The organism is Mitsuokella sp. AF33-22 (assembly GCF_003475755.1).
Lineage (GTDB): Bacteria > Bacillota > Negativicutes > Selenomonadales > Selenomonadaceae > Mitsuokella.
On sequence record NZ_QRQA01000004.1, the window covers coordinates 49,126 to 69,048 of the forward strand.

General features: G+C 59.4%; 17 protein-coding genes. 13 read left to right on the forward strand and 4 right to left on the reverse strand.

Going from position 1 to position 19,923, the window contains the following annotated elements; genetic code table 11:
- Window positions 1-515 precede the first annotated feature (515 nt).
- Entirely contained in the window at window positions 516-1,289 is a 774-nt protein-coding gene (locus tag DWZ54_RS03405) for a DUF4931 domain-containing protein (RefSeq protein WP_118474510.1), read from the reverse strand.
- 277 nt (window positions 1,290-1,566) lie between these two features.
- Here DWZ54_RS03405 and DWZ54_RS03410 point away from each other — a divergent pair, with 277 nt between their 5' ends.
- Window positions 1,567-3,183 carry a polysaccharide biosynthesis protein gene (locus DWZ54_RS03410; RefSeq protein WP_118014476.1) on the forward strand — a complete coding sequence of 539 codons (1,617 nt, stop codon included), beginning with the start codon at window positions 1,567-1,569 and terminating at the stop codon, window positions 3,181-3,183.
- A 38-nt stretch (window positions 3,184-3,221) separates the two neighbouring features.
- Complete coding sequence (locus DWZ54_RS03415) at window positions 3,222-4,100, forward strand: diacylglycerol kinase family protein (protein ID WP_118474605.1); 879 nt, start codon at window positions 3,222-3,224, stop codon at window positions 4,098-4,100.
- A 102-nt stretch (window positions 4,101-4,202) separates the two neighbouring features.
- Here DWZ54_RS03415 and DWZ54_RS03420 read toward each other — a convergent pair whose 3' ends face one another.
- Entirely contained in the window at window positions 4,203-5,450 is a 1,248-nt protein-coding gene (locus tag DWZ54_RS03420; RefSeq protein ID WP_118474511.1) for an ATP-binding protein, read from the reverse strand.
- Between the two features lie 147 nt (window positions 5,451-5,597).
- On the reverse strand, window positions 5,598-6,827 hold the full coding sequence (locus DWZ54_RS03425; RefSeq protein WP_118474512.1) for a nucleotidyltransferase family protein: 1,230 nt from the start codon (window positions 6,825-6,827) through the stop codon (window positions 5,598-5,600).
- Window positions 6,828-7,047: 220 nt separating this feature from the next.
- Between DWZ54_RS03425 and mnmA the strand changes: the two genes are divergently transcribed.
- The 11 genes from mnmA to DWZ54_RS03480 all read left to right on the forward strand — a co-directional run bounded on the left by mnmA (window position 7,048) and on the right by DWZ54_RS03480 (window position 18,802).
- Window positions 7,048-8,142, forward strand: coding sequence for a tRNA 2-thiouridine(34) synthase MnmA (mnmA, locus tag DWZ54_RS03430; protein WP_118474513.1), 1,095 nt, complete (start codon window positions 7,048-7,050; stop codon window positions 8,140-8,142).
- 23 nt (window positions 8,143-8,165) lie between these two features.
- Window positions 8,166-9,203: a DUF2939 domain-containing protein gene (locus tag DWZ54_RS03435; protein ID WP_118474514.1), complete on the forward strand. Its 1,038-nt coding sequence runs from the start codon at window positions 8,166-8,168 to the stop codon at window positions 9,201-9,203.
- A 35-nt stretch (window positions 9,204-9,238) separates the two neighbouring features.
- Complete coding sequence (locus DWZ54_RS03440) at window positions 9,239-10,297, forward strand: NYN domain-containing protein (protein ID WP_118474515.1); 1,059 nt, start codon at window positions 9,239-9,241, stop codon at window positions 10,295-10,297.
- 25 nt (window positions 10,298-10,322) lie between these two features.
- On the forward strand, window positions 10,323-10,739 hold the full coding sequence (locus DWZ54_RS03445; protein WP_118014384.1) for a DUF3783 domain-containing protein: 417 nt from the start codon (window positions 10,323-10,325) through the stop codon (window positions 10,737-10,739).
- A complete protein-coding gene (locus DWZ54_RS03450) occupies window positions 10,736-11,710 on the forward strand; it encodes a hypothetical protein (RefSeq protein ID WP_118474516.1) in 975 nt (324 codons plus the stop codon). The genes DWZ54_RS03445 and DWZ54_RS03450 overlap by 4 nt, the downstream gene beginning before the upstream one ends.
- Window positions 11,711-11,825: 115 nt before the next feature.
- Window positions 11,826-12,749 (forward strand): ABC transporter substrate-binding protein, encoded by a 924-nt coding sequence (locus tag DWZ54_RS03455; protein WP_118474517.1) that lies wholly within the window; start codon window positions 11,826-11,828, stop codon window positions 12,747-12,749.
- A complete protein-coding gene (locus DWZ54_RS03460) occupies window positions 12,746-13,510 on the forward strand; it encodes an ABC transporter ATP-binding protein (protein ID WP_118474518.1) in 765 nt (254 codons plus the stop codon). Before DWZ54_RS03455 ends, DWZ54_RS03460 begins: the two co-directional genes overlap by 4 nt.
- The gene (locus DWZ54_RS03465) at window positions 13,507-14,265 is read left to right on the forward strand and encodes an ABC transporter permease (RefSeq protein WP_118474519.1); all 759 of its coding nucleotides are present in this window, start codon (window positions 13,507-13,509) and stop codon (window positions 14,263-14,265) included. Before DWZ54_RS03460 ends, DWZ54_RS03465 begins: the two co-directional genes overlap by 4 nt.
- A gap of 15 nt (window positions 14,266-14,280) precedes the next feature.
- Complete coding sequence (locus tag DWZ54_RS03470; RefSeq protein WP_118474520.1) at window positions 14,281-15,954, forward strand: hypothetical protein; 1,674 nt, start codon at window positions 14,281-14,283, stop codon at window positions 15,952-15,954.
- Between the two features lie 181 nt (window positions 15,955-16,135).
- Window positions 16,136-18,022, forward strand: coding sequence for a glutamine synthetase (locus DWZ54_RS03475; RefSeq protein WP_118474521.1), 1,887 nt, complete (start codon window positions 16,136-16,138; stop codon window positions 18,020-18,022).
- A 138-nt stretch (window positions 18,023-18,160) separates the two neighbouring features.
- Window positions 18,161-18,802: a hypothetical protein gene (locus tag DWZ54_RS03480; protein ID WP_118474522.1), complete on the forward strand. Its 642-nt coding sequence runs from the start codon at window positions 18,161-18,163 to the stop codon at window positions 18,800-18,802.
- Between the two features lie 202 nt (window positions 18,803-19,004).
- On the opposite strand, the gene DWZ54_RS03485 is transcribed toward DWZ54_RS03480, so the two are convergent.
- On the reverse strand, window positions 19,005-19,889 hold the full coding sequence (locus tag DWZ54_RS03485) for a LysR family transcriptional regulator (RefSeq protein WP_118474523.1): 885 nt from the start codon (window positions 19,887-19,889) through the stop codon (window positions 19,005-19,007).
- Window positions 19,890-19,923: the final 34 nt, after the last annotated feature.

Here is a 19,923-nt window from a genome sequence, read left to right on the forward strand (position 1 = left end):
GGCGCAACGCTGTGCGAAGTCGGCTGGCTAAAGGTTTTTTTCCTTTTTAACGAAGCCTGACGAACGTGCGAAACGCGCGCTGCTTGAACGACGCTCGTTCGCCAGGAAGCTGGCAAGGAAAAAATCCCTTCTTAACGCCAGGCGCCAACGCTCCGCTTATGCGCCCTCGTTCCCTCAGGTATTATCGCGGGCAATCACTGCGCGCCTCCAGGCGGAATACATCCCTCCGCTCGGGCCCATGCCTTTCGGTAGAACACGAGCGCAGCAAGTCGCGTGCCTTCCCCGCGCACGGGGAAGGTGCCCCGAAGGGGCGGAAGAGGTCCATGAGCTGACGGGCATCAACATGACTCGATTGCAAATATTTGCAATCGCCGTAGCCCGCGCTCCGCGCCCCTGCGGGGAGAAGGCTTGGGGCTCGGGCCCATGCCTTTCGGCAGAACATACGAGCGTCACAAAGCGCGTGCCTTCCCCTCTGGGGAAGGTGGCAGCCGCAGGCTGACGGATGAGGTGTTTTGTCATTCTTCCGCGAAGTAGAGCTTTTGCATCTCGTCGATGACGGAAGTCAGGCTGCTCGGGCGGAAGTGGATGCCGTAGCCGACGTAGATGGGCGGCGTGGCGAAGCGCGGCAGGATCTTGACGGCGATGCGGCCGTCGTTTTCGTAGAAGAAGATGTTGTAGCTCCTGGTCTGCGCGGCAAAGCGGTGCATGAGGTAATCGACGGTGAGCTGGATGAAGTCGGCGAGCGTCGCGATGGTTTCATCCGTGAGCGATTCGGGCACGATGTTGAATTCCCAGAAGCCGATGCGCGGCACGGTGGAGACGTTGAGCGTCACGCCATGCCGCCTGGCGATGACGGGGCCTTCGAATTCCTCGGGCTGGCAGAGCAGCTCGCGCTTGACGTGAGGCAGGCCGATGAGCTGCATGTGCGGATGGCGGATGGTGCCGCCCGAGAACGGCCCGTAGTTCTTGAAGAAGAGCACGGCTTCGTAACGGCCGCTCGTGAGCAGGTCCTGCCACATGCGCAGGCCGAAGCGGATGAGCGCGTGCATGTGCTCTTTCGTGTAGTCGGGCATGTCGCTGTGGCAGGCGCTGCCCTCGATGAGGACGAACTGGTCGGCTCCCTCAATGACGTTGTATTTATTGCGCAGGAAGATCATGTCGCCTTCGGTGGCAAGGATGTCCGTGAGCTGGCTGCGGTCACAGAAGGGGCAGGCATTTTCCTGATGACGGATGGTTTCTGGTTTCTGGCGTCCGATGCTCATATCGAAGCCCATGAGGTTGATGTCCATGCCGGGACTCCTTTCTGGTTTTTGCAGGCAGTTCCTGCAAAGAAATACTGGATTGATTGGCGCAATGATGATATAATCTCAATGTTGAGTACCATTATAACGACATTTTATTCTTTTTGCAAAAGAGAACGAGGCGGGGGAACCTGCCTCTCTTATTTCTATTTTAATCCTGGCAGTGTATCTGCGCACGTAGGCGGTGTTTTCAATTAGCAAGCAAGATGTAGAAAAAAAAGTAGAGATGGAGGCTTCCGCGCTCGGAACGGAACCGGCGGAGGAAATGAAGTCCAAGGGCGAATCGTTCCTCAAGGGCACCTTCATCCTGACGATTGCCGGCTTTGTCGTCAAGGTCATCGGTTCGTTGAACTGGATCTTCGTATCGCGTATCCTCGGCGGCGAAGGCATCGGCCTCTATCAGATGGCTTTCCCGATTTACTTCTTTGCCATGACGGTATCCCAGGCCGGCGTGCCGGTGGCCATCTCCATCATCACGGCGGAGCGCGTGGCGCTCAAGGATATTTTCGGGGCCAAGCGTGTCTTCCACATTTCGATGGCGCTGATGGTCGTGACGGGACTCTTCTTCTCGGTGTTGACGTACTTTGCGGCAGACTGGCTCATCGAATGGCATTTCATCCGTGATCCGCGCGCCTATATGTCGATGGTCGTGCTCGCGCCGACCGTTTTCTTCGTGACGCTGCTCGCGAGCTCGCGCGGCTATCTGCAGGGCTGGCAGCGCATGACGCCGACGGCCGTCTCGCAGATCGTTGAGCAGATTTTCCGCGTCATCACGATGATCCTCCTGGCGCAGCTCTTCCTGCCCTGGGGCCTCGACTACGCGGCGGCCGGCGCTTCTCTCGGCGCGCTTGCCGGCGCGGTGACGGGCCTCATCGTGCTCGTCTATTACCAGTGGAAGCTCGACCGCGACATCGAGCGCGATTACGGCAAGGACATCCAGCCGCTGCCGGGGACCGAGCATGAATCGGTCTTCCGCATCGTGCGGCGCATCTTCACGCTGTCGCTGCCGGTGTCGGCGGCGAGCATCATGCTGCCGGTCGTCTCGAACCTCGATCTCATGATCGTGCCGCAGCGCCTGGAAGTAGCCGGCTACAGCGTCAATGAGGCGACGGAGCTCTTCGGTTACCTGACGGGCATGGCCGTGCCGCTCGTCAACCTCTCGTGCATCATCACGGCCTCGATGGCGATGAGCATCGTGCCGGCCATCTCGGAAGCGCGCGCGCTGCGCGACATGAAGCGCGTCTACAATCAGACGGCGGCTTCGGTGCGCATCTCGAATTTCGTTTGCTTCCCGGCCTTTGTCATCGTCTTCGTGCTCGCGACGCCGATCGCATCCCTTATCTACAATGCGCCGGGCGCCGGTCCTGCCGTCATGATCTCGGCCGTCAGCATCGTGCTGCTCGGCCTGCATCAGGTTTCGACGGGCATCCTGCAGGGCCTCGGCCATCCGACCATCCCGATGGTCAACATGATTCTCGCAGCGGCGGCCAAGGTCATCCTGAACTGGGAACTCACGGCCATTCCCTGGCTCGGCATCATGGGTGCGGCCTGGGCAACGGCTGCCGACATGGGCGTCGCAGCCATCATCAATTTGTTCTTCATCTACAAGTTCATCGGCTACCGCATGGAGATCCCGCAGCTCCTCAAGACGATTTTTTCGGCTGCGGTCATGGCAGCTGCCGTCTACTTCTTCTATGAGTGGACGTACGCCTGGTGGGCCATCGGCGCCATTTCGACGTTCGGCGCGGTGTTCTTCGGCTGCTTTGTCTACATCGCCGTCATGCTGCTCATCGGCGGCCTGCTCGAGGAGGATCTCGTGCGCATCCCGCTGATCGGCCGCATCGGCATCCGCGCCCTGCGCCGCATCGGCGTGTTTAAATGAGTCTTGTCAAGAAAGTAGAGGAAATGGAGGAAGTATCGTTGAAGAAATTGGTTCTCTTCTATAATCCGGTTTCTGGCCATGCAGCGTTCAAGAACAAGCTGGACTGGATCATTGAGGCGTTCCAGCGTCGCCATATTGCAGTCATCCTGTATCGCACGCGCCGCGAGGGCAATGAGGAGTTCATCCCCTTCGTGCAGGAGATGCAGCCTGATGGACTGCTCGTGGCGGGCGGCGACGGCACGGTCCACGAGATCGTCAATCTCATGATGAAGGGCGGGCTCGATCTGCCGCTCGGCATCATCGGCAGCGGCACGTCAAACGATTTTGCCACGTATCTCGGCGTCAATGAGGATCTCGAGGCCTATATCGACATCATTGCCGCAGGGCGCAGCCGCCGTGTGGATCTCGGGCTCGTCGGCGATACGTATTTCATCAATGTGGCCAGTGGCGGTGCCATGGCCTGCATCGCGCATGAGGTCAACGCGCGGTTCAAGAATTCCCTCGGCAAGATGGCCTATTATTTAAAGGGCATCGGCGATCTGCCGAAGTTCCGCTATTTCCCGCTGAAAGTGGAAGCGGACGGCCGGCTGTATGAGCTCGAAACGTTCCTGTTTGTCGTCATCAACAGTGCCGTGGTCGGCAGCATGAAGAATGTGGCCGAGCACGTCGAGGTCGATGACGGCAAGCTCGACCTCCTGTCCATCGGCAAGTGCAGCATTCCGAAGCTCATGGCTCTGTCGGCAGATCTCATCGCGGGCAAGCCCGTGTCGGAGCGCGAGGATGTGCTGCACGTGCAGGCAAAGCATTTCCACATCGAGTCGGGTATTCCTGTGGAGAGCGATATCGACGGGGAGTGCGGCCCAATGCTGCCGCTGACAATCGATACGGTGCCGCAGGCCGTGGCCATCTATTGCTGAATCATCACAGCGCAGAAACGCAGATATAGAAAAGGAACCTGCCGCATGAAGCGAGTTGCTTCGTGCGGCAGGTTCCTTTTTGCTGCTTATGTGGGAAAGGCTTCAGTTGTTGGAGCCGTCGAGCTGGCCGAGGTAATGCGCGACGAACTGCTGGGCCGTGCGTCCGCTGCGGCCGCTGTGTGTCATTTCCCAGCGTGTGCCGGCGATGCGGAGTTCCTCGGGCGAGAGCTCGATGCCGGCCTTGCGCAGGCGGTGATCGATGATGGCGAGGTATTCCTTCTGGTCGGGCGCGTAATACTGGATGATGAGGCCGAAGCGGTCGGAGAGCGAGATCGTCTCATTGATGCTGTCGTCGCGGTAGACCTCGTCCTGTCCCTCCGCGCGGTCACGCCAGTGCTCGCGGATCAGGTGGCGGCGGTTGGACGTGGCGTAGATGAGCACGTTCTCGGGGCGCGACTCGACACCGCCTTCGATGGCGGACTTGAGGTATTTGTATTCGGCCTCAGCTTCTTCAAAGGAGAGGTCGTCGAGGAAGATGATGAAGCGCTTGCTGGCGAAGTAGCGCAAATTCTCCATGATGGCCGGCAGGTTCTGGAGCTGGGGCTTGGTGAGCTGCAGGAGACGCAGGCCGCGCTGGTAGTAGACGTTGGCGAGCGCCTTGACGGCAGAGGATTTGCCCGTGCCGCGCGCGCCGACGAGCAGGACGTTGTTCGCGGGCTTGCACTGGACGAAGGCTTCCGTGTTGTCGATGAGCTGTTCCTTCTGGTGGGCATAGCCGATGATGTCGTCCATCTGCATGGCTTCGAAATGGCGGATGCCGACGAGGACCTGGTTCTTTTCATCCCAGCGGAAGGCCTTGTAGGAGGCGATGTCGCCGTAGCCGTAGCGGCTGTAATACGTGAGGAGGCCTTCGGCGTAGTCCTCGGCCGTCTCAGCTCCTGCCAGGAAGTCCTGCAGAGCCGTGAAGGCCTCGGTGGCGAGCGGCGTGGTCGGCTGGTAGTCGTCGAGGAGCTCGAGGCCGAGGAAGTCGCTGGCGGGCTGTGTCAGGAAAGGCAGCAGCAGGGCGATGTCCTGCACGAAGGCCTGATGCAGGCTTTCGCCGATGGGGCCGCGGCTGACTTCTGTGGTCTGCGCGGCGAGGTTGGCGTCATGGACGAGGCGGTAAAGCAGATAGGAGCGCAGCAGATTGCCGGAAAGGCCAACCTCTTCGGCCGTCTCGATGAGCAGTGCCGCACAGGTGCCGGCTTTTTCCTCCTGGCCGGAGAGGACATCGGCGAGAGCCTGGCAGGCGGGGTCAGAGAGCAGGCTGCGGCAGATCAGGAGCTCTTTGATATGAGGACGTTGAGACATGGAAATCCTTCCTTTCGTATGGTCATGGTTTCATGGTATTGTTCGTTTTGTGTGTCCATCTATATTCGTGATAAGGATATTCCTCTACTATAGAACAACTGACGCTGTTTGTAAATGAAAATATGTAAAGTTGTAATCTTCCAATCTTCATGGCTTGAAGAAGCGCGGCGAGCGCGTGAAGTCGTCGGGAGCCGCGAGCTCCGGCAGCGTCAGCGTGCGAAGTTCCGTGGCAAAGGTGTCAAAGGCGAGCATCTGGCGCTCAAGCGAAAGCTCCGGCAGGCGCAGGCGGTCGCGGGAGTGGAGGAAGGGGCCGACCTTTGTAATGAGGGGCAGGGGGGATTCGCACTTGACCCGGCGCAGCAGCAGGCGGCCGCGTGCACTGCAGGCAAGCACGCGCAGGTAGCAGGGGCCTTTTTCATCGGCAGCGGCCATGAGGGCGCGCGGCGTCTGGAGCAGCAGGTGGGGGATGAGGCGCTGGATACGGCTTTTTGCATAGCGGCTCGTGACGACGCCCTGGAGAAAGTCCCCGGTGGATTTGGCGCGCCCTGCCGCCTCCTGCAGGCGGTTCTCGATGCCTTCGCCCGCGGGCAGGCCGTACTGCGCCATGAGGTCATCGCGGCTGAGCGTCAGCAGCCGGAGCTTCAGGGCGCGCAGCAGGGCATCGGGCTCCGGGATGGCCCCGGGGAAGGCCTCCTGCAGGACACGCAGCGTCCCAGGCGGCATGGCGGCGGCGAGGGCGGTCCAGTCGGGCGTTTTTGTGCGCAGGGCCTGCCGTATGGCCGTGGCGCTTGCGAGCTCCTGCAGATCCGCTTCATGGTAGCCGGCTCCGCGGCGCTGGATGAGAAAGGGGGTGACGGCTGTGCCGCGCAGGGCCCGCAGGTATTCGACGGCGAGGATGTTGTTGGCTTCGTGGAGCTCGGGCCCGCGGGCAAAGCCAAGGCCTTGCAGTGCGGCCGTGAGTGCCTGCGCGTAGGACTTCCCCTCGCGTATGAGCCGGCCCGTGCGCTCCTGCGTCTCCGGCGCGTCGATGGCGGCGGCGAGGGCGCGCAGATGGCCGAGGTCATCACTTTCGGCGCCGAAGGCCAGCGCATCGATGCCGAGTGACATGAGCAGCCGCACGCCGCCGCGCGCGAAGTCCTGCGCACTGCGGCATGCGAAGAGAAAGGGCAGCTCGCATACGAGGTCGCAGCCTCCTGCGATGGCAAGCTCGGCCCGCTGCCATTTGTCGAGCACGGCCGGCGTCCCGCGCTGCACGATGCTGCCGCTCATGGCGACGGCGATGATGGTATTGGGCCGCTCCTCGCGGATGCGGCACAGCTGATACGCATGGCCGTTGTGAAATGGATTGTATTCGGCGATGATTCCTGTGACGTGCATGTAAACCCTCCTGTTCTTTCTTCCAGTCTAGCAGAAGGAACGCCGTCCGTCCAATGACGCCTGTCGCTGCCGGGGGACGGTTGAGCTTTCGGCTCGTGATATGATATACTAGAAGATAAGTTCCTGTCCTTGCGGAGCCCTGCTGGAGATGCCGGCAGAGCGGCCGGGCGCAGGTGCGTGCCGGCGCAGGATTTGTCACAGAAAGGACTTGCACATCGATATGGAGAAGAAGAAAGTCGTCGTCGCGATGAGCGGCGGCGTGGACAGCTCGCTGACGGCGGCGCTGCTCGTCGAGCGCGGCTATGATGTCATCGGCGTCACCATGCGCCTGTCGGAGGAGAGCCGTGATTTTGAGGAGGACGACCGGGGCTGCTGCAGCCTCAGCAGTGTGGACGATGCCCGCCGCGTCGCGGAGATCGTCGGCATTCCGCATTACGTCATGAACTTCAAGGACATGTTCCAGGAGAAGGTCATCGACTATTTCCTCGCGGACTATGCGAAGGGCTGGACGCCAAACCCCTGCATCGCCTGCAACCGCTACGTCAAATTCGAAGGGCTGCTGCAGAAGGCCATGGAGCTCGGCGCCTCCTATGTGGCGACGGGCCATTACGCCCGCATCGGCCAGGACGAGACGGGACGGTATCTCCTCAAGAAGGGCATTGACGAGAAGAAGGACCAGTCGTATGCGCTCTACCACCTCAATCAGTCGTCGCTCGCGCATTTCCTCATGCCGCTCGGCGAGTACACGAAGGTGGAGACGCGCGAGCTCGCCGAGAAGTACAGCCTGCCGGTTGCACACAAGCCGGACAGCCAGGAAATCTGCTTCGTGCCGCACGACGACTACAAGGCGTATCTGCGCGCGCACAACCCGGCGTGCCTGCACCCGGGCGACATCGTCGACACTGCTGGCCATGTGCTCGGTCATCATGAGGGCGTGCCGCTCTACACGATCGGCCAGCGCAAGGGCCTCGGCATTGCCGCTGCGCATCCGCTCTACGTCGTCGATCTCGACATGGTACACAACCGCGTGGTCGTCGGCGGCGCCGATGATGTCTATGCCGACAGCCTGGTCGCAGGCGATCTCAACTGGATTGCCATCGATGCACTCGCTGAGCCCATCGCGGTTACGGCCAAGGTCCGCTACGGCAAGCGCGAGGGCAGGGCCCGCGTCGAGCCCCTTGCCGCAGGCAAAGTCCGCGTGACCTTTGTGGAGCCGCAGCGCGCCGTGACGCCGGGGCAGTCCGTGGTCTTCTACGACGGCGATACCGTCGTGGGCGGCGGCATCATCGAAGCGGCCAACCATCATAAGAGCTGACAGTTTCGCTGGAGGATAAGCGTATGAGCAAGATGCTGAAATTCAAGTTGATCGTTGTCCTTTTGCTGGTCATCGCCATGCTCTTTGGCGGTGCCTGGTGGTATTTCCACGTCCATACGAAAACGCCTGAGTATGCGCTGCAGCAGATCGAGACGGCTCTGACGAAGCACGAGACAGACCGCTTTGAGCGCTACGTCGACCTCGACGCGCTGTTCGACACATCGTACGATGATTTCATGGCGGGCCTCGTGCTCGCCGACACGGCGGGCAGCGAGGAGGAGAAGGCCGCCATCGGGGATTTCACGCAGATGCTCAAGGCCCCGCTGCTCACGAGCCTCAAATCCGCCGTGGAGCAGTACGTCGCCACGGGCAGCTGGCCGGGCGCGTCCTCTGGCAGCGGCACGGCGCTTGACGCCAGCCAGTTCCTTGAGAAAAGCGGCCTTTCCGAGATGGAATACCGCGGCCTCGACAGCCTGACGCAGGATGAGGAGAAGGGGCAGGCTACGGCGAAAATCCGCGTCTTCCAGAAGGAAGCCGACGAGGAATTCGTCTTTGATGTTGAGCTCACGAAACAGGAGGATGGCGACTGGCGCGTGACGCGCGTGACGAATGTCGGGGATTTCGCCTCCTTCCTCGCCAGGGCACGCCAGGCGAAGCTCAAAGCCTATGCCGACGCGGCCAATGCCGTCATCGCCAGACACAATGAGACGATGATGAAGGCCCAGGAGGACTTCACGACGACGCTGGCGGCCGGCAGCCTCGGCAACCAGCAGACGCGCGAGGCACTCAAGGCGCTGATGCAGGATACGGTTGTGCCGGACTGGCAGCAGCGCAGGGAGGAGCTCTCCGCCATTGACGTGCCTGCTGCGGCCCAGTCGCTGCAGAAGCTGCGCCTCAAGATCTGCAATCTGCACATCGCATACGCACAGGGCTATGCGGACTGGATGACCGACAAGAAGGCGGCCACGTTGCGCGATGCCGAGCGTCAGCTCGCGCAGGCCCGCACCCTCGAACAAGAAGAGAAATTCCTGGCCCGCCGCGTGGGCGACCGCGCCCAGTGACGGCGCCGGGCAATCATGAATAGGAAGAATAGTATATGACATTGGTTTCAAACAATACGACTGTGGGGATCCTCTACGATATCGAGAATGCCCCCTTTGAGATGCTGAATTACACGCTCGGCAAGGCAAGGCGGTTCCAGCCCTGCCGCACCATCGTGATTTCCGACTGGGACGCGCGCCCTGAGCAGAAGCGCTGGGACAAGCTCCTGCGCCGCCCGGGCTTCACGTTCCGTCAGATCAGCCGCACGTTCCTCGGCAAGAACTCGCTTGACTCAGCCCTTTACGATTCGGCGAAGCTGCTCTACGAGGAGGGCGTGCGCCGCTACTTCGTCATCACGACGGATTCCGATTTCGTGCGCATCGCCGAGATGCTCAATTCCCGGGAAAAATCCTACATCATCGGCGTGGGCACGAAGCAGGCCAGCGAAACGCTGCGCAGCGCCTATGACGAGTTCATCGTCTACCCGCCGGAGGAAAAGCCAAAGGCCGCAAAGGCCGGCAAGAAAGCCGCCAAGGCCCAGAATCAGCCGGACGAGAAGCCGGAGGCGGAGAAGAAGCGCGGCAAGTGCAAGAAAGAGCAGAAGGATTCGCAGGAAGTCCTGAATGAGTCCAAGGACCGCAAGGAGGCCAAGGAGCCGAAGAACGTCAAAGACGCAAAAGAGGCAAAGGATGCCAAGTCTGCAAAGGACGCAAAGGAAACGAAAGCGGCCAAGGCGGTCAAGAGCGGCAAGAATGCCAAGCATGCGAAGGCCGACAAGGCTGATTTGCGCGTAAAGCCGGGCAAAAACCAGAAGGCCGAGAGTCTCGAACAGGCGGAGCAGTCAGCCCGGACAGAAGCTGCCGAGGCGGCGAAGAAGCCGCAGCCGGCAGAAATGCAGCCGTCTGAGCCGCAGGGCAAGAAAGCCAGGAAGAAGGCGGCCAAGGAGCAGCCGGCAGTACCCCAGCAGCCGGCAGTACCCCAGGAGACGGCGGGCCTGCTGACCGTGCGCCTGCCAAAGACGCTCCGCCAGAGCCTCGAGGAGCGCATGCAGCATGAGGAGGTCACGATGGATGAACTCATCACGTATCTTTTGATGCGCGGCCTCTCCAAGTGAGACAAAATGTGAGAAAGGAAAACCCATGAAGCGAGAAGAACAAGTCCTGTTTTATCAATTTCACGATGATGCGAAGCTCGAACTCGCACAGAAGACCCTGCACCGCATGGGCATCAAGACCCGTCTGCTGCCGGAGGAGGCCTGGCGCGAGAAAGTCGGCTTCCTGCTGGGGCTCAAGGGCTTCCGGCAGACGAAGCACGAGGAAAATGATGACTTCGTGTTCCCGCATGAGGTCATGATCCTCCAGAACATCCGCAACAAGCGGCTCGACCAGGTTCTCTTGGCCCTCAAGGAAGCCGGCGTGCCGCAGGTCCACTATAAATCGGTCGTCACGCCCTTCAATACGCTCTGGACGCTGCGCCGCCTCTGCGAGACGATGCAGAAGGAGCATGCCGCGATGATTGAACTGGAAACGAGAAAAGCCGAAGGCAGTGCACAATGAACAACAATGACAACGCTGGCCGGAATGACCAGATCAAAAAGACAGATGCGCGGGAGCCATTGACGCCTGTGCGGCCAGGACAGCCGCTGCGCGGAGGCATCCCTGATGAGGAAGCGACGCGCTGCCTGACGCCTGACGAACAGGCGCGCCTGCAGCAGGCCGCGGGCAAAGGTGCGGCAGTCAATGCCGGCAAAACGGCGCCGAAACTTGACGATACCCAGTCGCTGCCGCCGCTGACCGATGCAGCGGAGCAGGAGGAGTCCATCCAGCAGCCCTTCCCGCAGCAAAACGATGATGTGCGCCAGCTGCAGCCCGCATTGGACAGGGAGTCCGGGCAGGGCGGCTGGCTGACGCCAAGGCGCAAGAAGGCCATCCTGCTCTGTGCGGGCTTTCTCATCGCCCTGTTCGCGGGGTTCGCAATAGCCGGCTACCGGCAGGATCAGGCGGATCTGGCGGCCAATGAGCGCCAGTATCAGGCACAGGAGATGAAGGACCGCCAGCAGAAGCTCGACCAGCAGGAAAAGGACCTGCAGCAGAAGCGCCAGCAGCTCGAACAGCAGAAGAAGGAGCTCGAGCAGCAGAAGCGCAGCCTGCAGCAGGATTCGGACCGCTTGGCCGGCCGCCAGGAACAGATGGCCGCCGATGATGCCTCGTCCTCGACCGTGCAGAAACTCCTCGACAAGGTGACGGGCAAGGAGGCGGACCGCCAGAAAGCAGCGCAGTCCGCGCAGCAGCAGCAGTCCCAGAATACGAGCAGCACCGATGCTGTGAACCAGTCCCTGGCAGACGCGCAGTCCATGCTTGACGATGTCAATGCCAAGCTCAGCGATGTCGAAACCATGAAAAACGAGGCCGGAAAGATGAAGGAAAAAGCCGCGAATGCGTATGACGAGAACAAGGATGTCATCGATACGGCCCTCTACTACGTCAAGGCAGGAGCCTCGATGGCGCTCGACATGCTCTTGCATTGAGTTTCTGCCTGTATTCCCCAAAATAAAAATTTAAATGAGAGAAGTGTGTGCGTTGAATTTATTGAATCTGAGTTCAAAATGGAAGAAATTCTTATGTGCGGGTACGGCCGTCGCCATGCTTTTGGCGATGGGAGGCTGCGGCTCGCAGGATGATCAGGCGGCCAAGTCCCCAAAGGAGCTGCAGCCGCTGACTGTGGGCCTCATGCCCGATACGGATTCGCTGCCGTTCATCATCGCCCAGGAGAAAGGCTATTTTGCTGATGAAGGGCTCAAGGTGGACATCCAGCAGTTCAAGAGTGCGATGGACCGCGATTCGGCCCTGCAGAGCGGCAATCTCGATGGCGCCGTCTCGGATATGCTGGCCGTGGCGTTTGCGAAAGACGGCGGCTTTGACGTGAAGGTCACGTCCATGACGGACGGCAGCTACAAGCTCGTCGCGGGCAAAGAGGCCGGCGTACAGTCGGTGGCGGACCTCAAGGGCAAGGATGTCAGCGTCTCGCGCAATACGATCATCGAGTACGTGACGGATCAGATCCTCGTGCACAACGGCATGCAGGAGGGCGATATCAACAAGGTCATCATCCCGCAGATCCCGACGCGCCTCGAGATGCTGCAGAACGGCAAGCTCGCGGCTGCCACACTGCCCGAGCCGATGGCCAGCATCGCCGTGCACAACGGCTGCCATTTCGTGACGGGCTCAGATGAGCTCGGCATCAACCCCGGCGTCATCCTCTTCACGTCCAAGGCCGTTGCGGACAAGAAGGCGGAAATCGCCGCCATGTACCGCGCCTACAACCGGGCCGTCGACTACCTCAACAACACGCCGCGCGACGAATACATCGACCTCGTGGTGGATAAGGGCGGCTTCCCGCCGGCAGCCAAAGAGGCCTTGAAACTGCCGGAGTACCACAAGGCCGCGCTGCCGAAGGAGCAGGATGTGACGGACTGCATCCAGTGGCTCCGCAGCAAGGATCTCATCAAGGATACGTACGGCTACCAGGATATCGTCACGGATCTTCTGGGCAAGGCATCATCATGATCGCGATTGAGAACCTGACCGTCCGTTACCGGGCAGCGCGCCCGCACAACCGGATAATCACGGCACTTTCAGGTGTCAGCCTCACCGTTCCGCAAGGAACGGTTTGTGCTATCATCGGACCTTCCGGCTGCGGCAAGTCCACCCTGCTGAAGGTCATCGCCGGCCTCATCCGCCCGGCGGAGGGAAGCGTCACCATCGACGGCTGCCCCGTCAATCCCAGGCAGACATGCATCGGCTTCATGCCGCAGAACTATGGGCTTTTGCCCTGGAAGACCGTGCGGCAGAACATCCTCCTGGGCTGCGAGATCCGCGGCAGCCGGAAGGATACGCGCGGGCAGGGCATGCAGGAGCTGGCGGCAAAGCTCCATATCGCGGAGCTTTTGGACCGCTATCCGCATGAGCTCAGCGGCGGCCAGCAGCAGCGCGTCGGCCTCGCGCGCGCCTTTTTGCTGCAGCCCGACCTCCTGCTGATGGATGAGCCGTTTTCGGCGCTCGACGCCATCACGCGCGAGACGATGCAGGATGTCTTCCTCACGCTCTGGCAGCAGCAGTCCGTGACGACGCTGCTCGTGACGCATTACGTGGAGGAAGCGCTGTGCCTCGGCCAGAAAATCGTCCTGATGGCCGCACAGCCGGGACGCGTCGCCACGGTCATCGACAATCCTTTGGGCGGTCATCGGGAGCTGCGCAATACGACGGAATTCTTCCGGCAGGGCCAGGCCCTGCGCGAAGCCATCCGGAAGCTGGAGGTGGAGGCATGAATCATTTCAAGGCCACGCGCCACATCTTCCTATCGTATCTTGGTGCGGCAATTTTCCTGCTCGCCGCCTGGTGGGGGGCATCTGAGCTCCTGCAGCTGCCCATCGTGCCGTCGCCCTGGCGCGTCTTTGCGCGGCTTGGCCGCGTCTTTGTCTCCGATATCGCCATACACGGGGCCTATAGTCTCTGGCGCATCTTTGCCGGACTCGCGCTCGCCGTGGGCATCGGGTACCCGCTGGGCGTCCTCATGGGATATTTCCGGCGGGCTGACCGGCTCTTGTCACCCGTCGTCTATCTGACGTATCCCATCCCCAAGATCGCCCTGCTGCCGATTCTCATGCTGCTGGCCGGCGTCGGGGAACTCTCGAAGATCCTCATGATCTTCCTCATCATCGTCTTTCAGGTCGTCGTGGCCGTGCGCGACGGCATACGCGCCATCCCGGAGGAGACGTACTACCCGCTGTATTCGCTCGGCGCTTCGTTCCTCCAGGTCTTCCGCTATGTCATCCTGCCGGCCTCGTGGCCCAAGTCCGTCACGGCCATCCGCGTGGCCATGGCGACGGCCGTTTCTGTGCTGTTCTTCACCGAGACGTTTGGCACGCAGTACGGCATGGGCTACTACATCATGGATGCCTGGCTGCGCGTCAACTACCTCGAGATGTATGCGGGCATCCTCGTCCTGAGCGGCATGGGCCTTTTGCTCTTCGGCCTCATCGATCTTCTGGAGTACACGACCTGCCGCTGGCAGCGCCGCTGACGGAGGAGGTTTGTCATGAAAAGAATTCTTGCCGTCCTTATATTCCTGCTGCTGCTCGGCGGTGCGGGCTGGGCCGGCTTCCACATGAGCGATCTCTGGCCGACGTTTGTCGCATATCTCGAGGATCGGGAGACGAATCCCGCCATCCGCATCCACGAAGCAGGAGACGTCTCTGCCGCCGCGCGCCGCGATGTCGAGCTGGCCACGGAGAAATTTCCCCTGCTCCTGCACCGCGAGATGGGGACGGGGCTTCGCCATTCGGTCGACGTCTACATCGCGGCTTCGGAAAACGATTACGCCGCGGTCCTGCGCAAGCAGTTCGACCTCTCAGCAGACGATGCGCGCGAGGTGGCGGCTGTCTCGGGCGGCTGGTCGGGAGGGCGCATCCGCACGACGGCCATCAACGGCACGGCCGGCGTCATGGACACGAGCGGCGAGCGCATCGCGACGACCGGCCACGAACTCTTCCATCAGGTGCAGTACGAGCTGAGTCACGGCAACGATACCGACGAACAGGCGCTGTTCTGGCTGTCGGAGGGCTCGGCCGACTACATCGGCGCCCTGCTGGCCGACCAGTACGGCGGGCGTCCGTTTGCAAAATGGCAGATGGATGTGCTTGACGCCCTGCTGGCCGCACCGAAGGTCATCCGTCCGGAGAGCCTCATGCACCTTGATTTTGAGCAGCGTAAAGCCGTCATGGCCAGGGAAAATCACGCCTATCAGATGGCCGACCTCATGACCTGGTACCTCCTGCAGCGCTATCCGCGCGAAGAGGCCAATGACCGCCTGAAGAATTACTTCTATATGCTCGGCGAAAAAAAGGATGGAGAAGCCGCCTTTGCCCGCGCCTTCGGCATGAGCTCTGCCGATTATCTGCGGGAATTTTCGGCCTGGTGGCAGCAGCAGAAGCAGCAGCCGGCCGAGATCCACTATGAAGTGCGCGCAGGCGTGACGCCGGAGATGGCGGCCGCCGTCAAGGAAGAGGTCAGGAACTCGCAGGACTTCCTCACAAAGCGTTTCGGCCGCACGCTCGGCGGTGCCTACACGATCATCCTGACGAACAGCCGGGACGATATGGTGCAGGCTGCTGCTGTCCTGGCCGGCATGAGTGAGGAGGAGGCAAATGACTTCTCGGGCGACAGTCTCTGGGTGGAGAGCGGCAGCACGATCCTTCTGAATGTCGCAAATCTTACGGATGCGCGTCAGCGCATCTTCAATCTCGCCGTCATGACGGCCCGCGTCTTTGAGGCGCAGAACATGGGGGCGGAATCCAAGGAGATGGCCTGGCTTTCGCGCGGCATCGCCTACCTCGCGGGCACGGGCCGCCTTGAAGAAGCCGGCTACGGCACGCTGCCGGATTATCGCCGCGCCTGGCTCGAGACGCTCCGCCAGGGCAGAGACATTCCCAATGTCGTGCACCTTGAAACGAAACAGGGCTTTGAGGAGGCGTCCGCATCCCTGGGCTCCGAGCGCGTGTCGGCCGTGACGGAGCTCGCCGCGGCCAGCCTGCTCGACCGCCGTGGCTGGAGCGGCTTCTACCGCTGGATGCGCGCCGTCGGCGCCAGGGATGAGACGGGGGAAGAGGCCCAGGCGGGCCGCGACGCATTCCGCGCCGTCTACGGCCAGGACACGGCTGCCTTTGCCGATTCGCTCCGTGTGCAGCTGTCTCATGAAATGTATACACGCTGAAACACTTTACAAAGTTCTTCAGCTGTGCTAAGATAAGAACCGTTCAAGCAAATAGTCAATCTGGCAACGTCGCCATGTGGTTCGCTCCGTTCCTTGCGTTATAAAATGCGTGAGCATGCAGGGAAGGGTATTTTCCACATGGCTTTTTTGTTGTCATAATTCACAAAAAGGGTGGTAAAACATGGACGAGTTACTGTATGTGATTCCTGCAAACTCCAGCAAAGAAGAGGTCCTCAAAGCGGTGAAGGACCATCCGGAAATCAAATTCGTATCCCTCGTCGGCGTCGACATGGCCGGTAACGATACGGATGAGAAAATCCCGGTTCGCATTTTCCTCAAGGACATCGATGAATTCTATGCCGGTACGGCAGTCCAGACTGATGGTTCTTCCGTTGTACTGACGGGTATCGCCACCCTGAACAATGCGAAGGTCGATATGCCGGTCGATCCTTCCGTCAACTGGTTCGTTGATTACAACATGGAGAACTACGACGAGGAGACGGGCAAGCCGGTCGGCACGCTGCGCATCCCGTCCTTCCTGATCCATGAAGGCAAGCGCGTCGATTCCCGCGCCGTCCTCGCCGATACGCTCGCTTACGTCAAGAAAGAGCTGCTGGCTCTCTTCAAGGCACATCCGCAGGCTTCCGGCCTCGAGAGCATCAACGGCAACGAAGTCACGGACATCCAGTTCACGTCCGCAACGGAGCTGGAGTTCTGGGTCAAGACGCCGCTCGAGGAAGCAGCCATCGAAGAGATGTCCGCTTCGCAGGTCCTGCAGGAGCAGTACTGGGAGCGCACGCACGGCGCTGTCCGCACGGCGATGGAGCAGTGCCTCGAAGTCCTCGACAAATACGGCTTCAAGGTTGAGATGGGCCACAAAGAGGTCGGCGGCCTCAAGGCACAGATCGATGAGAATGGCCATATGACGCATGTCTGCGAGCAGCTCGAGATTGACTGGCGCTTTGCCGATGCCCTGCAGGCTGCTGACAATGAGCTCTTCGTCCGCACGATCGTCCGCGAGGTATTCCGTGCGATGGGCCTCGAAGTCAACTTCAAGGCAAAACCGATGATCGGCTTGGCCGGCAACGGCGAGCACACGCACATCGGCATGGCTGCCATCACGAAAGACGGTAAGCTCCACAACCTCTTCACGGCAGATGACCAGAAGAAAGACTTCATGAGTTCCATCGGCTACGGCGCACTCATGGGCCTGCTCAAGAACTATGAAGTCATCAACCCGTTCGTCTCCGCTACGAACGACTCCCTGAACCGTCTGAAACCGGGCTTCGAGGCTCCGGTCTGCGTCGTCACCTCCCTCGGTCATACGCCGGAGATCCCGTCCCGCAACCGCACGATCCTCGCCGGCCTGATCCGCGACCTCACGAATCCGTATGCAACGCGCTTCGAGCTGCGTGCCTGCAACCCGTACACGAATACGTACCTCGTACTCGCTGCCATCTACTCCAGCTGCCTCGACGGCATCAAGGCCACGATCACGCACACGACGGCAGAATGCCTCGCCGAGATCTCCAAGGAAGCCGGCGAAGAAGGCTTCTACCTCGAGAAAGATCGTGCATATCGCAGTGAGGATGATGTCTTCGAAGACTACACGGAAGAAGAGCGCACGCGCCTCTTCGGCGCTCCGCCGGCTACGGTCTGGGAGAACATGCAGAACTTCGAGAACTATCCGGAGAAGCTCGCCGTCATCACGGCCGGCGGCGCTCTGCGTGACCAGATCATCAGCGCCTTCCGCGCCGGTGCCCTGACGCGCTGGAAGACGGAGCTCGTCGCCCGCATCATCCCGGAGAACCGCGACATCGTCCGCGCAGCCAAGGAAATCAAATCCGATTTCGTCACGGATCTCGATTCCTACAACTGGAATAAAATCAACGGTATTCGCAGCTACCTCGCCAAGGACAGCATCGATGAGAAGTCCCTGTTCACGCTGCTCATCAACGCCCTCAACGAAGGCGACTTCGCCACGGCTTCCGGCCTCCAGGTCGAGATGTACGACAAGATTGAAGAGCTCAAGAGCCTCTACGATTCCTATGTCAAGAACATGATCTGACTCCTTGTTTTACCCCTTGTACAAAAAGCACCGCTTCGGCGGTGCTTTTTTCATACCTGTTGTTTCAGACAGGACGGTGCAGCCAAGGATTCTTGTACACTGTAGATAGAGATTGATTCATGCTGCGGAGGTGATTGTATGTGGAAGAGGTGGCTGATCTTGCTGCTCATGCTTGCCTGCCTGCTGCCTGCCCGGGCAATGGCTTGTGAGGAGGGAAATGCTCCCGTCTTGCTGGATTATCAGGCGTTCTTGCGTGAATACAGCGAGGCCATTGAGGAAAATCGGGATATGGTGCGCCATTGGCAGGTGAGCGAAGCGGCAAAGATGGCCGGTCTGGATGGGACGGGCTATGCCTTTGCCACAATCGGCAAAGACGAGATCCCGGAGCTTCTGATTGGTGACATCGAGAACTGGCATGTCTGGCAGGCGTACACCTGGTCGGATGGCAAGATTTACAGTCTTTACCCGGAAGGTGATCCGGGCGGTGAGATGTGGCTGACGGACGAAGGCATGCTCTATCTGGAATGCGCAACGGCAGATTGGGGCTACAGTGCCTGGTCCTCCAAGCTGCCGGGCTCAACCATCCGCTCGTTTGTCGCCGGCTATGAGCAGGATCTTGATACAGGACTGGTGCGCTTCTTCCGCGGGGAGTTCGATGCAGATGGTATGCCCGTCTGGTATCAAACGCGTATCGACGTGGAATATATCCGTGCGATGATGCCAAGTACGCGGATGATGGAGCTCGTCTGGCACCCGCTTCATGAGCTGCGCGAGCAATAAAGAATGGGGTAGCCCGCGTCTACAACATCAGAAGTTGATCATATCGAACAGCTCATGTTCCTTTTCTGGAAGATGCAGAATTCCGGTGTGAGAATGAAACATCCCCTTGGCAGCTGCTCCAAGGGGATGTTTTCATTGATTCAGCTTTATCAACCTTTGAATATAATCGGTTATAGCATACATTGTAAAACGTGCAAGGAAATCAGCTCAATTCCTGTTGGATGTGTTTCCAAAAGGCTTCCTTGTAAGAAGACGGCATCGTCGTTTGCAGACGTGCCATGATGGTGTGCTTGTAGACAGGATTCTTTAATGGTCGTATGACAAGATCTTCTGTTCGATGATATCGTAAGGCACTTTCTGAAACGATAGAGATACCAAGACCAGCTTTGACCAAGTCAATGCGATTGGCAGCTCCACTGCAATAACTGACAATGTCGGGCTTAAATCCTGCATCTTCACAAGCCTTGAGCAGGATATCATAAGAAACATTTTCTGGTGTGGGAAAAATGAATTTTTCCTTTTCAGCCAATGTCAGATCGAAATAATCCGTTGAAGCGGATGGATGCAGAGGTGGCAATAAAGCCAAAAATGGTTCCTGTTGTATGGGCAGGATTTCAAAAGGGTAAGAATGGATATTTTGTGGTGCTGCAAAGATAGCGAAATCCAATTGTCCTTCTGTCAGCATATGACAGAGTTCTTTGCTTAGGTGATGCTCTAATGTGAAACGAGCTTCTGGATATCGGGTATTGAAAGCCGCAAGAAAATCAGATAGTGGCAGACCTCCCAGCCCCATGATCATACCAATATGGATGGTATGCTTATGGGGCTTTTGCCATTTTTTCATCCCTTCGTGTAGTTGATTGACACCATGAAGAATATATTCTGCATAGTGACAAAAATCTTCTCCTGCTGGTGTCAGTTCAATGGGATGGCAGTCACGATTGATGAGCTTGATATTTAAGTCGTTTTCTAATTTTGTAATTTGTTGAGAAAGTGCAGACTGAGATAAAAAGAGACGTTCGGCAGCCCGTGTAAAATGACGACATTCTGCTACCGCGAGAAAATATTGAATCTGTTTCAGAAGCATGAATATTCAACCTTCTTTATATCTAAGACTAATT